A 17,780-nucleotide genomic window follows, 5' to 3' on the forward strand; every position below is an offset into this window, starting at 1 on the left:
CGGAACAAACATGAAAAAAATATTCATACTGTTAATGACAGGCGTAGCGCTTTCAACATTGCCTGCCTGTAACAAATACCTCGACATAAAACCCAAAGGATATACTATACCTGAGTATTTTGACGACTATCAAAAACTGCTCAATAGCGTGTCGCTTGTAACGACAAGCGCTGCCTATCCGGGATATATCACAGATGATGTAACAGCAGGAGACGATATAGACGCCAATTCGAAAGCATCTTATTCGTTTTTAAGTGTATTTAAGCGTAACCTTTATAGTTTTTCTCCCGGGCAGATATTTGAACAGAAAGACACGGACACACAATGGGAGCCTTCCTATTCCCACATTTTTGTTTATAATACGATTATCAACAATGTGATGAAGGTGAAAGACGCTTCCGAAGAACAAAAAAAGCGGTTACGTGCGGAAGCGCAGGTAGGACGCGCATTTGAATATCTGACGCTGGTGAACATCTATGCTGAACAATATGATCCGGCTACCGCTTCTTCAGCGCTGGGCGTACCTTTGGTGTTATCGGAAGATATTAACCTGCCTTATGAAAGAAAAAGTGTGGCAGCAGTATATGCACAGATTAAACAGGATGTTGAAGAAGCCATACCTGATCTTCAGGAAAAAGCATTGTATAACACAAAGGCCATGAAAAGCGTAGCCTACGCATTTTTAAGCCGTATGTACCTGTATCTGGGAGATTACAAAACTGCCCTTGAAAATGCCAATAAGGCACTGGCGCAAAATAATTATCTGCAGAGTTATGCAGGTTATGCTACGAAAAATGGCACGTGGGGCCGCGTTTACAATACTGCTGATAATACAGCCTTCCCGGATGGTAATCTCAGCAAGGAGACGATCTGGCTGAAAATGGGCACTAACAGCTCTTCCCATATCTTCGAAGAAGTGTATGCCAGCACAGATCTGATTGGCGTATATAAAAAGGACCTGCCTGCAGGCGCCGTAGATAAGCGTTTGAGCTTGTTCTTTTGCGATGGCGAGGCCATGTTCGGCGGTAATAAGGTAACCTTTCCCGGTCGTATATTGTGGGCGCCCTACGTCGATCTTAACATGGGCGTCAGCACCCCGGAATTATACCTGAACGCTGCAGAATGCGAGGCCCGGGTTGGCAGTAAAGAAAGAGCGCTGCAACTGATCAATACCCTGCGCGACAACCGGATTACGAATAACCAGCCACTTGTAGCAGCCGATAATGAGGCCGCGCTCCGGCTGGTATTGGAGGAACGCAGAAGAGAGCTCGTATTTAGAGGCAGCAGCCGCCTGGCCGATCTGAAACGGTTGAACAAAGACGCCCGTTTCGCTAAAACCGTTACCCATACCCACAACGGACAGACCTATACGCTGCCGGCCAATGACAAGCGTTATGTGTTCCCGGTACCGCCAAAAGTGCTGGCGATGAATCCCGGTATCCCGCAATACGAACGTTAACTTTCATACAGCCCGGAGGTAGCCAGTCCTCCGGGCCCATCACCATTTTTTATGAAAAAGATATTATTAATGCTCTGCCTGCTGGTAGCGCTGAAAGGAATGGCCCAGGAAGAAATAGCGTTTAACAACGCCGCCTGGCAAGCCACCCTCGATCAGGCTGCCAAAGAGAACAAGCTGGTATTCCTCGATTGTTATACTTCCTGGTGCAGCCCCTGCAAATGGATGGAAAAGAATGTATTCAACGTACCAGCGGTTTACAACTACTACAATCAGCATTTCATCAACACTAAACTGGATATGGAAAAAGGCGAAGGCATAGAGCTTCGCAGTAAGTACAATGTCCAGTCCTTCCCTACTTATCTTTTTATCAACAGTAAAGGGGAAGTGATACATCGCACCGGTTCCCGCATGTCTGTGGAGGAGTTCCTGGAAGAAGCCCATATGGCCACTGACCCGGACCGCAGCATGTCGTCTCTCACTGCCCGCTACAATGCCGGCGAAAGAAGTGTGCCGTTCCTGCTGAATTACTATATGGCGGTGAATAGGTCCGACCGCCGTACGGCAGAGAAAATCGGTGAAGAAATCAGTACCAAAATCAATGATGCCGACCTGAATTCACCGCTGGGATGGAAGGTGATAAAAAATATCGCCCGTTCCGGAGATGACCGTCTGGGTAAATATTACCTGGTCAACCAGGCGCAGTTTGCCTCTTATGCCGGTCAGGAAGAACGCGATGCGCTGACTGACCGCCTTATCTCCAGCACCCTGTATCCAAAAATCTACGCCAGCGACGAAAAAGGCTTCTTTGAAGGATTGCAGCATTTCAAACAGTCCAAATCACCGGGAAGGCAGAAACAGGCCGTGATGCTGGAAGCGGAGTGGTACCAGCAACAAGGTAACGCCAAAGCATATGTGAAGCTGACTGACGCCGCCATGAAAGGTGTACTGAAGACCGATGCGGAGAAGCTAAGTTTCCTGGCGCGCCGCCTCAACGGCAAACGGGAAGCTGACCCAAAAACCGCCGCCTTCCTGCCACAGGCTTATAAAATGGCCAAAAGGGCCGCAGTGCTGGAGCCGGAGGAATACAGCATCCAGAGCACTTTTGGATGGGTATGCCTGACCATGAAGAAAAAAGAGGAAGGGCTGACAGCCGCCCGCAAAGCCAGAAAGCTGGCAGATGCCGAAACATCCAAAATCCAGAAACTGGCCCAGGGGCTGGTAGACGAACTGGAAAAATTATAATATAACTGACCATATCCCGTGAAAAAAAGGGTGTGGCCGCATGGCCGCACCCTTTCCTTTTAAAAAGGACTTGCATTATTTCGCTGCTAAAGTTATCTTCGCCCTCACCAACCATCTAGAATGGACACTTGTTACTTCCTGTTTGTAGCCCGCAAACAACAGGTAGCGATTCATGTCGGATTACAACACATATACGGATGATCAGCTTTGGAGCCAGATAACACTGGATGATCAGGATGCTTTTACAGCGGTGTACAACCGTTATTGGAAAGTGCTGTATGTCCGTGCCCGTAATATGCTGTCTGACAGCGATCTGGCGCAGGATATCGTGCAAGAGGTGTTCATCTCCCTGTGGCATCGCCGGCAGGAAGTGGAGGTGGTCCACCTGAAAGCCTACCTTTTTCAGGCCGTCCGCTTCCAGGAGCTGAAAGCCCTGCGTAATCTCAAATCCGACACTAATTTTTATGAAAGACTGGCCCATATCTCCAAAGACCTGCTCCAACATGAGCCCCTGGCTTTTAAGGAGCTGGATAGCGTCCTGCAGCGGGTATTGGCGACTTTCCCGGAAGACCAGCGCGCCATTTTCAGCATGAGCCGCGATGAAGGGCTTACCTACCGGGAAATTGCAGACCGGATGGAAATATCTGTCAAAACAGTGGAGAAGAAGATTTCCCAGGCGTTGCGTGCCATCCGCAAAGGCATGGACAGCGCTTTCCCGCTGTTGCTCAGTATAATGGCCGTAATGGAAAACAAAGGCTATTAACCTCGTGTGACCCACTTTTATAGAGGAATGATTATTTTTATAGTGCCAATTTATTAGCATTCCGATTTTAAGAAGATATCCAAATTGTCATTCATGAAGTTATCCTACAACAAAATCGCAGGAAAAAATACCCAACGCATAGAAGCCATCAGTGACGGAATATTTGCGGTGGCTATGACTTTGCTGGTATTGGAAATTAAAGTTCCGGCAGCAGAAGGTAAGCTCACAGAAGGGGAGCTTGCTCATGTTTTACTGGCCCAGATGCCGAGGTTTCTCGTGTATTTTCTGAGTTTTATGACCGCCGGTATTTTCTGGGTAGGCCAATCCGCTCAATTCGCCTACATCGAAAAAAGCGACAGGAACCTCAACTGGCTATCCCTGCTGTTCCTGCTGTTTGTGTCGTTGTTACCTTTTTCGACAGCATTTTTAAGTGATTATACGAATTACAGGTTTGCCATATTCGTTTACTGGTTTAATATATTGATGCTGGGCGTCAGTCTTTATATCAACTGGAGTTATGCGGTAAGGCACAGGTTCGTTGAAACCGAGAGCGATCTTGAAGCTATTAGTGGCGCAATAAAGCGTCGTATTATCGTAGCACAGTTGTTATATTTTGCCGGAGCTTTATTGTGTTTTATCAATACTTACCTGAGTATTGGTTTTATTATCCTTGTACAGCTCAATTACGCTTTCGGGATTGTTGCCGGGCGTAGAAAGCAGTAATCCGGTGGGGGTAAAAAGTTTAAAGGCACTCTGCAGGAGTACCTTTTTCAATACTGTAACCAGCTTAATTACCTGCCTGATATACCCCTCTGTCCATCGTTATCCCCAGCCGCTGATAAAATTCTGCCGGCTGAAAGCCGGTCCGTTTATATTCTTCGAATACTTTGGATTTGGCGTTGTCCAGGCTGGCCTGGTTTTTCCAAGTGGCGACGGTGACAATGGAAACCTGCCCGTTTTCTTGTTGCTGATAAACCTGGTCTGTAATAAAGTCTTCCAGTTGCCGGATGAAGCTCCGGTTGTAGTTCACGCGTTCCATAAATTCGGGCACCGCTTGTGCCGGTACCGTGAATCTATCAATAAAATACACCTGCTCCTGTTTGGCCGGTGCTGCAATATCCGCCGGCAATATGCCTATTTGTTGCAGGAATCCCAGCCTGTCTGTCAGTATTTCATGAGAGACGACTTTCCCGTTTTTAAAGGTGTAGATACCTGTTCCTTCGCTGGTAAGGGACTTATGGGTGGGTGCCATTCCGAGATAGGGCGTCTGATGGGTGCAGGTCATTTTTTGTTTTACAAACACTTTATCGCCCTCTGCGGCCATGCTGACAATCATCCATTGGGCATCCGGAAAGGTCTGTAGCAGGGTGGTCAGCTGGCCCATAAAGCCGGATATGCCTTTGGCTCCCAGGCTATTGGCGTAGTCTGCTGATACCAGCTGGTCTATTTTGTCCAGTTGCCGGCGGTTCAGCATTTGTTCATAGAATTCGGTGATGGCGGCTTTGTGTTGTTGTACGGTATCCATGGTTAATTCGTTTTTGTGCTGCATATTTTTGATCTGTGAATGAGCGGTGTTACCTGCCAGCAGCAGGGCGCACAGCGATAATCGGATGATCATTGTACTATTGTTTTAGTACCACAAAATTGGGGAATACCGTCACTGAAGCATTGTAAAAAATCATTGATTTTACCAGAAGGAGGGCGCCTGGAAGAAGGCGGTGGGGGTCAGTCCTGTGAACTGTTTGAAGCTGCGGTTGAAATGTGCCTGGTCGAAGTAGCCAGCGTCCAGCGCAAGACGGGTTAGGTTCCTGTCTGCCGGTGGCTGCTGAAGGACGGCCCTCATCCGGATGATAGAGGCCATTTGTTTCGGCGTGGTGCCCATCACCTTCCGAAAGCGTTTTTCAAAAGCGTCCTGGCTGATGAAATGGGCCGTCGCCAGTGCTTTCATATTTACGTCGCCGTTAGCCGCGTGTATTTGGTGCAGCGCATGCAGTACCAGCTCGTCCTGTTTCGGGAAACGCAACTGCGCCAGCAGAAAATTATCCAGCAGCAGTACCCTTTGTGCATCACTGGCGGCGACTGACAGCTGTTCTTCCAGGTCTGTTAGCTGTTGCGGGTTGATGAAATGGTCCAGCGAAACGCTGTGTCCAAACAGTTCATGCAACGGTGTTTTGAAGAACGCTGCCGCGCCGGTGGCTTTGAACTGCACAATGATGGCGGCAGTATCAGGTTGGTAGTTAATCAGCCGGACAGTGTTTCTCAGGCCGGAGATAACGGAGGCAGGCAGCGTAATGGCCGGCTGTTCACCTTCAATGTAGCGCAGTTGCCCTTTAAACCGGAACGCGATGGTCGGCGTGGTGTCCGGCAATACACGGTTCACCTTTTCATCCCGGCTTTCTATGATCCGGTAAAGCTGAATGAAAGGCTGAAGCGGTGGTGATGGCAGGTATGTCTTCATAACAAGATGAAGATAGGTATTTTATTGTTGAATGTGGTCTTAGTGTGTCTGTAATAAAGCCTGATTAAGTCTTGGTAGGGACTTAACCAGGCTATTTTCTACTGTACATGTACAGCTAAATGTGATTAAGCGTCAAACTCATCGCTGCCATCGCGGCAATGCTTAATGCCGTCATTTACCAATACCCATGGAATACAAGTACCGTCTTTACATGCGAAATATTCCGGATAGCAATTGTCTTGTACTCCTCCTCCTACTTTTTTCATGTCGTCTAATGACAGTTTTTGAATGTCAAATGCATTTAAGTTTTTTAATGATATTTTTTTCATAATGGTGAAATTGAGATTAAAACACGATACCCTCCTTCTCCGGGGTATCTTCAGAGAGTCTTTTACAGGGAGCCTTCTGTGTCGGGGATCGTTTGCAACCGTCTCCGACTATTTTCCTAGAAAAAATTCTTTAATTCGGCCGGGTCATAATTATCGGGCAGCTCTTTTCCATTGATGAATATGGTAGGAGTAACCCTGATCTTCATCGTTTTGCACCAGTTGCGCATGGCATGTATTTTCTCCCTTTGTTCCTGCAACTCTCCGTTCATCGGGTATTTTTGAGAAAATGTAGTGTAGTCCTTATCGGTAGCCAGGTACCAGTCGTCCAGTGCATGTTGGACTTTTTCGCCGCCATACTTTTGTTGTATGGCCAACAGATGTGCCACCGGCGCAGTTCTTTTGTCATTGTTCTCTCCCGTGGCAATGAAAATGATGCGCAATTTTACATCAGGATTATTTTGAATGATATGTTTCAGTTCTGGATGGGCTTTGGAACATGGACCACAATAAGGATTGCATACTTTAATAATTTCGTTCGTGGCATTAGGGTTACCCAAGGTGATGCCCATGTTGCTGGCCGGAATGCTGATCCGTTCGCTCTTATCAAGCAGGGCTCCAAATATCTGTGGGTTGTATTTTAATGTTTTCCATTTCTGTTCATATCCTTTGCCAGCACGCGCATTTCTGAGTTCCGGTATTACGGTATTGGTGATAAAAAGAAAGAATAGCCCTGTAAGCAGGGCAATCACAATGCTGTATGGTGTAACATAAATTGTGGCAAGGGAGCTGCCCCATAAGTAATAGCCAGCGATCAAAGCATTGATGGCTAGGACCACCTGTACCGTCAGGCAAAGTGAACACCACTGCTTTGCTACTTTCCATTGGTAATAAACAGAAAAGAAAACGTATGGTGCCGCGAGCAGTGAAAGGGCCGAGCATATCAGCATAAAGCTGGTATCAGCAGGAAAGAGCACCTGTATTGAGAAAAAAGCAGCAAAGAATGCAAAACCCCATACCGACCAGCTTATTCCGAGAAGCGCAGCTCCCGAGGATGTCAATATTGCATTACAGTTTACTTTCTTGCTGCCGCCGCATACCTCCCTGATAAAAGGATTGTGTTCATCTACTTCATTCCAGATCAGCAGAGATGTCGTTGCCAGTCCCAGGAAGGAGGATAGCAAAAATCCTGATGCACACCAGCGGACTATGTCGGTAGAGAAAAAAATTATATTGCCAGCAGCAAACGCGGCAGCTGCAAATGCGAGGAATAATGGGACTATTTGAGCCACTAAACCGTTATATTGTTTCTTCCTGTTTGCTACTAGATTGGATTCATGCTTCGGCGCAGAGGTATCCATCAGAAGAATAATGTTCTTGTCGATCTTCTCAAATTCTTCCAGCGAAAGAAGAGCCAGTTTATTTGTAAGTGGATTGAGATATTCTATAGTATCAGCTTCTGTTCGTGTTACAATCGTGAAATGTATCTCGGGCCAGTCTTCCTGCTGTATAGAACAGATGAATGGCGTTTCAAAATCACTGTAGCGATACCTGCCTTTTTGTATGGCAACCGATTCAATACCATACAAAAAAAGTATGTCCTTGAGTGATAACAGCGAAGGAAAGCTTATATGCTGTCGCAGGGCATCGGCAAGTCCTCTTACTGTAAAGTTAACTTTCAGCATTTCCAGTAAAAAGTGACAGACATTAAAAACGTTACCCTGCTTCCTGCCGGTGATTATTTTGAGTAGTTGCATAGTACAATAGGTTGACCTTAGGGTATTCTGAAAATATTGAAAAAAAGTAATATTGAAATATTTTTATTAGTGTAGATAAGTTTACTGAAGATCATTGTGCTGCTAGCCAATAAACGTAGTCGCCTCAAAAGCAGTATGGTAGTGTGAATTCAGGGTTGCGATTTTCAAAGAAAGAGCTAATTTTTCAGAAGCAGATTTGACGTCCGCTGATTTTAAAAATTCGGATTTGGCGATTTGGGGTGATAAATCCGGAATTAATAAGATGAAGGCGCCGGCAACAAAACGACTGCCAGCGCTTTACACCAGGCATGTTTTATTGCACAGAAATCTTAGCTATGGCAACTTTTGATTTGCCCATCATCCGGTCTGTTTTTCCAACTACGTACATATCATTACCGATAATGGCTCCTAACCGAGGCATGGCAGTAGGTACGTCGGCGTTACTGAATAATACTTTTCTTTTCAGTTTGCCGGAAGCTTCGTCGATATTTAAAATAAAGCAATCAGACTTGGCAAAACGGCCGATCGTTCTGGCTTTCTGGCCTGCCTGGGTGACAGCGCTGTTTTTAGGACTGTCATTAAACAGGAGCTGGATGGTACCTGAAGCCTGGAGTGCGCCAAAACCTGAATAGAAAGGCCTGTTGCCTTCCAGGAAATAGCTGGTGTTGAAGCCAATGCCGGTAGCCATGGTGGAGGAAGGGCCTTGTATAATTTCCCGTTGGCTTTTAGGCAGCACTTGTAACCATCCGATGTTACCTGCGTTATCGATCTTGCACATCATAAGATCGCCACAGAGGTAGGTGGAATAGGTGGTGGACCGCCATTGTCCGGATGGGCCGTTAACACTGCCGCTGCTGCTGTAGCTGGAGGTAGTGGTTACAAAATGACGGTATTGTTCAGCCAGGATAACAAGGCCACCATCTGCGGTATAAAAGATTTTCCGGAACTGCATGTTTTTGGAGAAGCCCTCTCCTTCATCTTTCATTTTACTCAGCTCTTCTCTCATTTTCCGCTCTTCCCTGGTTTCTTCTTTATCGTCATCAGCATCATCATTATCTGCTTTGTCAGCATCGCCGGACAACAGTGAGTTGTTGATTTGTTTTTCACTGGTAGATATTATTTTCCCGTCATTCACGTTGATTCGTTGCACCAGCAGCCCATCAATTGTTTTACCTTTTTTCGCATTGCTGTAGAAGGCGGCCAGGACAAGGTCTTTGTTCTTTTCCTGTACTAATTTGGTGCTGAAGAGCCATCTTCCGTTGAAGCTGGTGTTGATCTCCGATTGTTGTTTTCCTTTTTCGTCATAGATGCGGATATTATAGTTGGTGAAGTCAAGGAATTTCTCTTTTTTCTTTCTGCCTTCTTCGTATTCATACATACGTCCTACTAGTACAACTTTGCGGTCGCTGGTATACAACACGTCTTCCAGCTGGTATTTTTTACGTTCAAATTCATTCCTGAGCGTAATTGGTTTGGCGGTAGCTCTGAGGTTTTTATCGAGTTCCTGAATTTTATACTCATTGTTTTCTGTTCCTTGCACACTGCTTACGATCAGGATTTTGCTGCTGTCTGTATTGTAGTCGATCTTGAAATCAATGTCATCACTTTTCTCATCTTTCTGGAAGGTGGCCACTTCCCTGAATTCCCCGGTCAGTTCTCCGGTGTTCTTGTTTACCGCAGCGGCATACAGGGCAAGTGTCCTGTCCCGGCGGCTATAGTCGGATGAAAACATAAACAGTTTGTCTTCACAGGGAAAGAACTGTACGAATTCTTTGCCTCTCAGCTCCTTGTTAAAATCATTGCGGTATATTTCCGTTAGATTTTTATCCACTTTTACGAGGGCCGCGGATTCTCTCAGTGTGGCGCCTACTACGAAGTAGGCTTTCAGGGCCATGTGACTTTCCTGGAGATAAACGCCGCTGTTGTCGGCATGTATGACCTGCAGGTCAGTGCTGCCTTTGCGGAGTTTAAAGTCTTCTCCCCATTTGACAGATGTTTTCTGGGAATGGGCAACGATGCTGGAAATTGCCAGGCACAGGGTTAGGTAAATACGTTTCATTGGGATCTTTTAGGTATAAGGAATTATGTCTGGAGTGTAAAGTTATTCTTTTTAAGCATACCGCGATGTTTGTGTGCTGTTTGTCAGCGTATCAGGTATTCTTCAGCAGGATTATAATTACCGGAAGCATATGATGCTGCTGACAATAATAATACCTGGCAGGCTTAAAGGCAAGCCTGCCAGGTATTTAAGACAACAGCGGGAAGCGTGGATAGCCGCCCGGAAATTTTGGGCTGGATAATTTTACAGCGTCACCGTCACCTGAACAGTGCTGCTCTTGTATTGGCCCAGTGTATTTCCGGCTACTAACCTGAACACATATACGCCGCTCACCATATTGGTCACTGCTGTAGTTGCTGTGTTTGGTGTAACGATCACAGATGCGCCTGTTACGGCCTGGGGGCCTACAGGTTTGGTTTTCCTGAATCCCTGTATAACTGCGGTGTTGTTGGGCAGGTAATAGTTGTTGGTATCTACGTTGGCCATCGCCATAGTGAGGTACTGAACATTTGCATCAGCCCCTGCCAATGGTCTGGTTACAATTTTGTCGTATCCATAATCCTGCGGATTTTCCGTGTATACATAGAAGCTGTCATAATTATCACCACCGGCATTGTTCCGCGGAGCCATCAGGATATTGCGTTTCATGATCACCTGCAGATTGTCGGTGCCGGACACGCTGCCGGATTTATTGTTATATCCGTTTACCCTTACCAGTGACCCGTTCCCACATCTGGAAAATGTATTTCCTTCTACTGTAACCTGGCCCGGATGATTTTCTGTGTTATTGGACCCTGACCTTGCAGCGATGGAGGCCATATCGCCGCTCACATTCGATGCGTCTGTATTATAGCAGAGATTGTTTTTGAAGATATGTCCGGTACCGGTGCCATAAAACTGAAAATGTTCTCCCCAGGCATCATGGGTGATATTGTCGTGAACATTGCTGGTTTCAGACCGCCCGCCGATTAGAATCCCGCCGTTATGATTGGCTCTGTCAGGAACATTGACAGATGCCCAGTTGACAACTTCGTTTTGATAGACCTCTATATTCTTACAGGCTGAAATCTGAATACCATCTTTACCGGTATTTAATATCCGGCCATTCCACACCTTGACATTACTGATCATAATGGGTTGCTTGTACCGGTTGCTGTCTGCCGGAGGTGCATCGTATGGGCTCTGATTATAGGGCGTGTTACTGATTAAGTCCCAATAAGTAGCGGTATGTCCAATGTACAGGCCTTCATTGTAAGGGCTATCGATGACAAAGTCGTGTATCAGTATGTCCTGCAATGTTGTATTGGGATACCATGATGCGCTTTGTCCGGATACGGGGTCGGTCTTGGCTACGATGCAGGTGCCACCTTTTGTTGCCGTAAAATAGCAGATCTCGAATTGCTCGGAAAACGCATCAAATGACAGGTTCCTGTAAGCAGAGCGATAAGGTTCGCCGCCGCCGTCAGTATTGACTTCGGACCCTGTAAAAAGCAGGTTGTTCCAATGGGTCCCGGCAAAAATAAAGTGTTTGGAGTTGGAGGTTTGCAATGCATAAGCTGGTCCTCCGTTTGCGGCCCATGTGGTATTACCGATCCGCGTGGTTTGGCCGGCCGGGTTCCTGAAAACGATCGGGTTGGCTGCTGTGCCCTGCACATTGTTTAATGTTACAGACCTGAAGTTTCCGTCCAGTATGATCAGATCACCGGGTTGGGTATTCGTGTTGTCAAAGACGATATCCCCGGCCCCGGAGGGAGTAAAGGTCCTTGTCCTCAACGGTGTAAATGAGCCTCCGTTAAAGCCAGTGCCAATGGGTTCTGCGGGGCCGGACTGTTTCGACCACCGATACGATGTGATGGAATTGTTGGGATCACTGGCAACTCCCTGTAAGTTGGTATTGGCTACAGAGAGGGTTTGATCGGGCCCAGCATTCACCACGATCGTGTTGGTGATATCATTTGCCCAGGCGGGAAATCCGTCTGCATCCACTTTGAGCATCTGGCCGACTGTTCCTGCGGGAATTCGGCGCATGTTCCCATCTGCGCCACGGGCGTACATGTCACCATAAGCATCTTCACTGTTTGTTTCTGTAATTAAAGCGTCCATCAATTGGAGGGTGTTGATGCCGGACATGTCTTCGGATTCTTTATGCAGCACTTTGGATGGCTGCTCATTCTTTAGGGTCATCTTGTTCAAATTAGTTTTGAGGTTATTCCACTAATTTAACAAACGCATACGCACTCTATTTACGTAGCGTTCGGCGTTTCCGATAACACTGAAAACAAGGAAGAGACAGGCTTACGCCTGTCCCTTGAAAACCGCTGGTGCAGCTTGTTTTATGGATGTGCTGTGTATTAATCCTTCAGTCCCAGGTAAGCTTTTACTTCGTTGTAATTGTTCCAGTTGACAGTATTTGTTTTCCTTGCAGCAACGCCGCCAGGTATAAGGATATACCGGTATTGGCGGCGTTTTACACCAGCATTATTTTGCACGGTGCTAATATCTCCGTTGGACTCTAATTGTATCGCCTGTTGATAGGCAACATAGCTGATGTAAAGGCCGCTCCTTAAATCGGTGTATGGCAGGGAGGTGATCACCGGATCGGCAGCGGAGTTCTGGTTGACATATACTTTCAGTTCACCGGAGTTCAGTATGCTGGTCGTTAATTTTGGAGCTGTGATAATGGCATAGTAACCCAATGTGTCAATGGTGCCACCGGCACGATGAACAGTATCGGGTTTATAGGCAACATCGAGCCAATCGGAATAGATGACATTGGCGGTGCCTGGGTCGCCCTTGGAGCCGCCAGGGCCGCCGGCGCCGGTATCACCTTTATCGCCTTTGTCGCCTTTTTGTCCTTGCTGGCCGGCAGGACCGGGATCGCCTTTTTTGCTACAGGAGGTAATAGATGATACAGCTGCTGTTATCAGCAGCAGAAAGGTGAGGGAATACATTAACTGTTTCATGGATCAGATAATTTAAATTTTGGAGATTTTATTAAAAGGTGGCTAAGACGATCTGAATAGGTGAAATCGGTATAGGAGCTCTCTGGTGCTGGCTGCGCTGGTATCGGGATATAAAGAAAAAACCCTGACGATCGGTGATCATCAGGGCATGGTGGCGGAGAAGAAGGGATTCGAACCCTTGATAGGCTTTCACCTATACACACTTTCCAGGCGTGCCAGTTCAACCACTCCTGCACTTCTCCGTGATTATCTTTGAAACGTTGCTGAAGGGGTTGAGTCTTCCGTTTCAGGGTTGCAAAGATAATCCTTTACTTTTATTTACCAAGTTTTTTTTAGGCTTTGTCATAAAGCTTCCAGATGGCTCCGCCGATAAGCCCGCCAATAACGGGGCCTACGATGAATATCCAGAGATGGGCCAGCGCATCGCCACCTACGAAGAGTGCCGGACCGATGCTGCGGGCTGGGTTTACAGACACGCCGGTAATGGGAATGCCCACGATGTGGATCATGGTCAGGGAGAGACCGATGGCTACGCCTGCCAGTGCGCCGTTGCTGTTGTTTTTGCTGGTGGCGCCATGGATCACTACCAGGAAGATAGCGGTGAAAACGATTTCAAAGATCAGGCCGCTGGCTACATTGTAGTGGTCCTGATAGTTGTCGCCGATACCGTTCTGTCCCAGTCCGTTGGCTGCCAGGGAATACTCGGCCCTGCCGCCTGCGATGCAGTAGAGGATGCCTGCCGCGGCAATAGCGCCCAGTATCTGCGCAACGATGTAAGCGCCCGCATCTTTACCGGAAATTTTGCCGAAGGCCAGCATGGAAATGGTAATAGCCGGGTTAATGTGGCATCCGGAGATATGGCCGATGGCATATACCATCGTCAGCACCGACAGGCCGAAGGCAAAAGAAATGCCCAGAAGACCTACGTGACTGCCGGCGATTACGGCGCTGCCGCAACCGATCAGCACCAGCACCAGCGTGCCGAAGAATTCTGCAATGAACTTTTGCGTTAACGAAACATTCATACTTTGGAGTTTTGTGGTGATAGAAACACTTTACAGATCAGGGATGGAATAGGCTTGATAATTAAATATAGAAAAAAAATTGCAATAAAAAAGCAGAAAGTATACTGTTTCAATACTTTCTGCTTTAATTCTCTTTTATATTCGTATTAATACACTTCTATCGGCGTCAGTTCACCACGCAGCGAAGTTTCGATCATTTTTTTGCATTCTGCTTTGGTAAGGCCCTGTCCCAGTACAAACATCAGCTTGGTCACCGCTGCTTCAAAGGTCATATCATGACCGCTGACAACGCCTGCTTCCACCAGGTGCTGGCTGGTTTCGTATTTGCCCAGTTCCACGGAGCCGCCATCACATTGGGTGATGTCTACCACGATAGCGCCGTTATCGATCACTTTTTTGATGCTTTCAATGAACCATGGCTGGGTATTGGTATTACCACTGCCAAATGTCTCCATGATCACGCCTTTCAGGCCGGGAACGCTGAGAATGGCTTCCACGGCGCTGCGGGTGATGCCAGGGAACAGCTTCAATACAGTGATATTGGTTTCCAGCTCCTTATGTACTTTCAGCGGCGCGGAAGGTGTGGGCAGAATAAATTGCTGTTTGTATTTGATGTCTATGCCTGCTTCCGCCAGCTGTGGATAGTTCATGGTATAGAACGCTTCAAATTTTTCGGCGTTGTATTTTTTGGAACGGTTGCCGCGGAAGAGGGAGAAGTCGAAATAAATACATACTTCCGGTACCATCGATGCCTGACTGCCGTTGTTATGCCGTGAGCAGGCTATTTCCATGGCAGTGATAATGTTCTCCTTCGCGTCGGTACGGATTTTACCGATGGGCAGCTGTGAACCGGTGAGGATAACGGGTTTGGACAGGTTCTCCAGCATGAAGCTCAGTGCGGAGGCGGTAAACGCCATGGTGTCTGAGCCGTGAAGAATCACAAATCCATCGTAGCGGTCGTAACGGTCTTCAATGATACTGGCCAGTTCCACCCATATTTCCGGCTGCATGTCTGAGGAGTCGATAGGCGGGTTGAACGCATACACGTAAAAATCAATCCCCATCCGGTATAGTTCCGGTAAATTGTTCCGTATTTCATTGAAGCCGATCGGGCGGAGCGCTTTGGTCTTGTCATCGTAGATCATGCCTACTGTGCCGCCCGTGTAGATTATCAGAATTTTACTCATTGTCTAACTGCCAGTTGCCCGCAAAGTTACCCTCTAAACAGTTAGAGCGTTTTGAATAATTTGCGTGCATTGCTGCTGGTAATAGCGGCTACGTCTTCTATTTTTAGATTTTTTATATCTGCCACCTTTTCACCGATCAATGGGATATAGGCACTTTCATTACGTTTGCCACGGTAAGGCACCGGTGCCAGGTAAGGCGCGTCCGTTTCCAGTACGATGTGTTCCAGGTCAATGTTTTCGATGATTTTGTCGAGCCCGGATTTTTTAAATGTGGCCACTCCCCCGATGCCCAGGTAAAATCCGAGGCCGATGATCTCTTTAGCTTCTTCCAGCGTACCCGAAAAGCAGTGGAACACGCCGCTGAGATTGCCGTCCTGTAAGGTTTTTACTTCGTTTATGCATTCCCGTGTGGCCTCGCGGCTATGGATGGACACGGGCAGTTTGTATTGCTTCGCCAGTTGCAGCTGCTCCCGGAACGCCTGGTACTGCTGCTCCGCCAGCGACTTGTCCCAGTAAAAATCCAGCCCTATCTCTCCAATGGCCTTGAAGGAGCGGTGTATCAGCCAGTCTTTGATAAGCCGCATCTGATTTTCCACGTCCGGCTTCACATAACAGGGGTGCAGCCCCATCATGGCAAAACAGTTTTTGGGATACGCAGCTTCCAGTTTCAGCATGGCGGTAATGGACGATTCGTCAATATTAGGCAGCAGCAGGGTGGTCACCCCGGCATCCAGGGCACGTTTCACCATTTCCTGCTGGTCGGCCAGAAATTCATCCGAGTATAAATGGGCGTGCGTATCGATCCAGAACATGATAAAAATATTTGTTAAATTTCTATTTTTTGTAATATTTAATAGGTATCTTGGTTTCGCAAAGGTAAATCCTGAAAAACCTAATTTAAAAAAACTATACCATGAAAAGCTATTTCAGTACAAATCGTGTGCTGGCAGGTACCATCGCTGTGGTGGCGGTGGCGACCCTTTTCTTCGCCTGCAAAAAAGAAGTGACCACCGATGCGGCGACCAACAACGAAAACGACAACAACACGCTGGTAGTGGCCTCCCACGAAACACAGGTGCAGGGCATGTATGGCGATTTATTTGAAACAGCCGCTATCGCGGCAGTAGACCAGAACGTGGCCGGCAACGTCCGTAAAGCGGATTATGCTGATTATGCCAACGTCACCGGCTGCCCTTCCATCCTCATCAGCAGCGCAGATCCCACCGTATGGCCCAAACAAATGACCATCGATTACGGCGACGCCTGCCGTGACAACTACGGCGTTACGCGCAGTGGTAAGGTATACATCAATTTCACCGGTTTCCTGTTCGCTAACGGTACCCGCGTGGAAATCACCCTGGAAGGATATAAATACAACGGCATCCCTGTCGCCGGCAAAAACGTCATCTCCGGTATCAGCTATAACACCACTACCGGTGTTAAATACACATCAGAAATAACCGATGGCCGCGTAAGCTACGCCGATACGCTGATCGTAGGTTATACCAGCAAGAAGACCGTGACACAAACCGCTGGCGCAGGCACCCCTACACCTAATGATAACGTGTACAGCCTCGAAGGTAATGCAGCCCTCACCTACGTAAAAGGCGGACCAACCGGCAGCGCTACCATCACCACCCAGTCGCCGCTGATAAAGGCCACCGCCTGTAAATGGGTAAGCCAAGGCAAGCTGTTGGTGGCTTACAACAGCCTCTCCGCAGTAATCGACTACGGTAACGGGGTATGTGATGATAAGGCAACCATCACTATCAACGGCGATAAAGTAAGGGAAGTAACGTTAAAATAAAGCCACTCAACAAAATCATATTACCGCCCGGGGCCTGTGGTCCCGGGTTTTTTATTAGTGGATGGCGGCCATGTTGTAGCCCTGCTTCTTGCAATATTCCAACACCCGCGGCAACGCATAAGACATCCGGTCCCATGCTTTGGTGCTGTCATGGAACACCACAATAGAACCCGGCTTCATTTTGAAAACCACGTTCTGTACACAGGCTTCGCCATCTATCTCCTGGTCAAAATCTGCGCTCAGTACGTCCCACATGATGATTTTGGTGCCGGGGACGGTCCTTTTCAGCTGTTTTACCTGGAATGGCGTAATCCTGCCGTAGGGTGGCCTGAAAAGCGGTGAGCTGATGTATTTCCCCGCTTCGAGGATGTTTTCAATATACTTGTCAGTACTGGTCTTCCAGCCGTTCACATGATTATGGGTATGATTGCCTGTGCTATGCCCTGCTTCCAGTATCTGCTGATAGATGTCCGGATGCTCCACCACATTTTTACCGATACAGAAAAACGTGCCTTTGGCATCATATTTTTTCAGCTGTTCGAGGATGAACGGGGTGGCTTCCGGATGGGGGCCATCATCAAAAGTCAGGTACACATTACTGTTTGCAGGAGAAAGGTCCCATATGCAGCTTTTGTACAAAGCTTTCAGTATGCCGGGTGTTTTGGTAAGATAGAACAAGCGCTTTGACTTTTAGCAGTGAGCTGATGACCGCAAGATAGGTTAAAAGCACTAAA

The 17,780-nt window shown here is 47.4% G+C and carries 17 protein-coding genes and 1 tRNA gene; 6 read left to right on the forward strand and 12 right to left on the reverse strand.

The annotated features are described in order from the left end of the window. Positions 1 to 10: 10 nt before the first annotated feature. The 4 genes from ACTJJS_RS17305 (at position 11) to ACTJJS_RS17320 (ending at position 4,187) form a co-directional block, all read left to right on the forward strand. Positions 11 to 1,459, forward strand: a complete 1,449-nt coding sequence (locus ACTJJS_RS17305; RefSeq protein WP_440664613.1) for a RagB/SusD family nutrient uptake outer membrane protein — start codon at positions 11 to 13, stop codon at positions 1,457 to 1,459. A 51-nt stretch (positions 1,460 to 1,510) separates the two neighbouring features. After that, complete coding sequence (locus tag ACTJJS_RS17310; protein ID WP_440664614.1) at positions 1,511 to 2,701, forward strand: thioredoxin family protein; 1,191 nt, start codon at positions 1,511 to 1,513, stop codon at positions 2,699 to 2,701. A 172-nt stretch (positions 2,702 to 2,873) separates the two neighbouring features. Continuing rightward, positions 2,874 to 3,464 (forward strand): RNA polymerase sigma-70 factor, encoded by a 591-nt coding sequence (locus ACTJJS_RS17315; RefSeq protein ID WP_168870435.1) that lies wholly within the window; start codon positions 2,874 to 2,876, stop codon positions 3,462 to 3,464. A 93-nt stretch (positions 3,465 to 3,557) separates the two neighbouring features. After that, a complete protein-coding gene (locus ACTJJS_RS17320; RefSeq protein WP_440664615.1) occupies positions 3,558 to 4,187 on the forward strand; it encodes a TMEM175 family protein in 630 nt (209 codons plus the stop codon). Positions 4,188 to 4,251: 64 nt separating this feature from the next. Here ACTJJS_RS17320 and ACTJJS_RS17325 read toward each other — a convergent pair whose 3' ends face one another. The 4 genes from ACTJJS_RS17325 to ACTJJS_RS17340 form a co-directional block, all read right to left on the reverse strand. Then, positions 4,252 to 5,082, reverse strand: coding sequence for an ester cyclase (locus ACTJJS_RS17325; RefSeq protein ID WP_440664616.1), 831 nt, complete (start codon positions 5,080 to 5,082; stop codon positions 4,252 to 4,254). Between the two features lie 69 nt (positions 5,083 to 5,151). Continuing rightward, complete coding sequence (locus ACTJJS_RS17330; RefSeq protein WP_440664617.1) at positions 5,152 to 5,922, reverse strand: helix-turn-helix domain-containing protein; 771 nt, start codon at positions 5,920 to 5,922, stop codon at positions 5,152 to 5,154. Between the two features lie 125 nt (positions 5,923 to 6,047). Beyond that, positions 6,048 to 6,251, reverse strand: coding sequence for a hypothetical protein (locus ACTJJS_RS17335; protein ID WP_440664618.1), 204 nt, complete (start codon positions 6,249 to 6,251; stop codon positions 6,048 to 6,050). 116 nt (positions 6,252 to 6,367) lie between these two features. Then, positions 6,368 to 8,005, reverse strand: coding sequence for a vitamin K epoxide reductase family protein (locus tag ACTJJS_RS17340; protein WP_440664619.1), 1,638 nt, complete (start codon positions 8,003 to 8,005; stop codon positions 6,368 to 6,370). A gap of 160 nt (positions 8,006 to 8,165) precedes the next feature. Here ACTJJS_RS17340 and ACTJJS_RS17345 point away from each other — a divergent pair, with 160 nt between their 5' ends. Then, positions 8,166 to 8,354, forward strand: a complete 189-nt coding sequence (locus ACTJJS_RS17345) for a pentapeptide repeat-containing protein (protein ID WP_440665016.1) — start codon at positions 8,166 to 8,168, stop codon at positions 8,352 to 8,354. Here the strand turns inward: ACTJJS_RS17345 and ACTJJS_RS17350 are convergent. From ACTJJS_RS17350 to ACTJJS_RS17380, 7 genes are all read right to left on the reverse strand, one after another. Further along, on the reverse strand, positions 8,319 to 10,064 hold the full coding sequence (locus tag ACTJJS_RS17350) for a hypothetical protein (RefSeq protein ID WP_440664620.1): 1,746 nt from the start codon (positions 10,062 to 10,064) through the stop codon (positions 8,319 to 8,321). The two genes, ACTJJS_RS17345 and ACTJJS_RS17350, sit on opposite strands and share 36 nt — an antisense overlap. 243 nt (positions 10,065 to 10,307) lie before the next feature. Continuing rightward, entirely contained in the window at positions 10,308 to 12,248 is a 1,941-nt protein-coding gene (locus ACTJJS_RS17355) for a hypothetical protein (RefSeq protein ID WP_440664621.1), read from the reverse strand. A gap of 167 nt (positions 12,249 to 12,415) precedes the next feature. Continuing rightward, positions 12,416 to 13,027 (reverse strand): hypothetical protein, encoded by a 612-nt coding sequence (locus ACTJJS_RS17360; RefSeq protein ID WP_440664622.1) that lies wholly within the window; start codon positions 13,025 to 13,027, stop codon positions 12,416 to 12,418. 152 nt (positions 13,028 to 13,179) lie between these two features. Further along, a tRNA-Ser gene (locus tag ACTJJS_RS17365) sits at positions 13,180 to 13,269 on the reverse strand. 90 nt (positions 13,270 to 13,359) lie between these two features. Next, positions 13,360 to 14,052 (reverse strand): aquaporin Z, encoded by a 693-nt coding sequence (gene aqpZ, locus ACTJJS_RS17370; protein WP_440664623.1) that lies wholly within the window; start codon positions 14,050 to 14,052, stop codon positions 13,360 to 13,362. Positions 14,053 to 14,198: 146 nt separating this feature from the next. Continuing rightward, complete coding sequence (locus ACTJJS_RS17375) at positions 14,199 to 15,239, reverse strand: asparaginase (RefSeq protein ID WP_168870428.1); 1,041 nt, start codon at positions 15,237 to 15,239, stop codon at positions 14,199 to 14,201. Positions 15,240 to 15,280: 41 nt separating this feature from the next. Continuing rightward, positions 15,281 to 16,051, reverse strand: coding sequence for a TatD family hydrolase (locus ACTJJS_RS17380; protein ID WP_440664625.1), 771 nt, complete (start codon positions 16,049 to 16,051; stop codon positions 15,281 to 15,283). Between the two features lie 101 nt (positions 16,052 to 16,152). Between ACTJJS_RS17380 and ACTJJS_RS17385 the strand changes: the two genes are divergently transcribed. Further along, positions 16,153 to 17,046, forward strand: a complete 894-nt coding sequence (locus tag ACTJJS_RS17385) for a hypothetical protein (protein WP_168870426.1) — start codon at positions 16,153 to 16,155, stop codon at positions 17,044 to 17,046. Between the two features lie 54 nt (positions 17,047 to 17,100). Here the strand turns inward: ACTJJS_RS17385 and ACTJJS_RS17390 are convergent, their stop codons facing one another. Further along, positions 17,101 to 17,724 (reverse strand): polysaccharide deacetylase family protein, encoded by a 624-nt coding sequence (locus ACTJJS_RS17390; RefSeq protein ID WP_440664626.1) that lies wholly within the window; start codon positions 17,722 to 17,724, stop codon positions 17,101 to 17,103. Between the last annotated feature and the right edge of the window lie 56 nt (positions 17,725 to 17,780).

The organism is Chitinophaga sp. 22308, from assembly GCF_052045305.1.
GTDB classification, from domain to species: Bacteria; Bacteroidota; Bacteroidia; order Chitinophagales; family Chitinophagaceae; genus Chitinophaga; species Chitinophaga varians_A.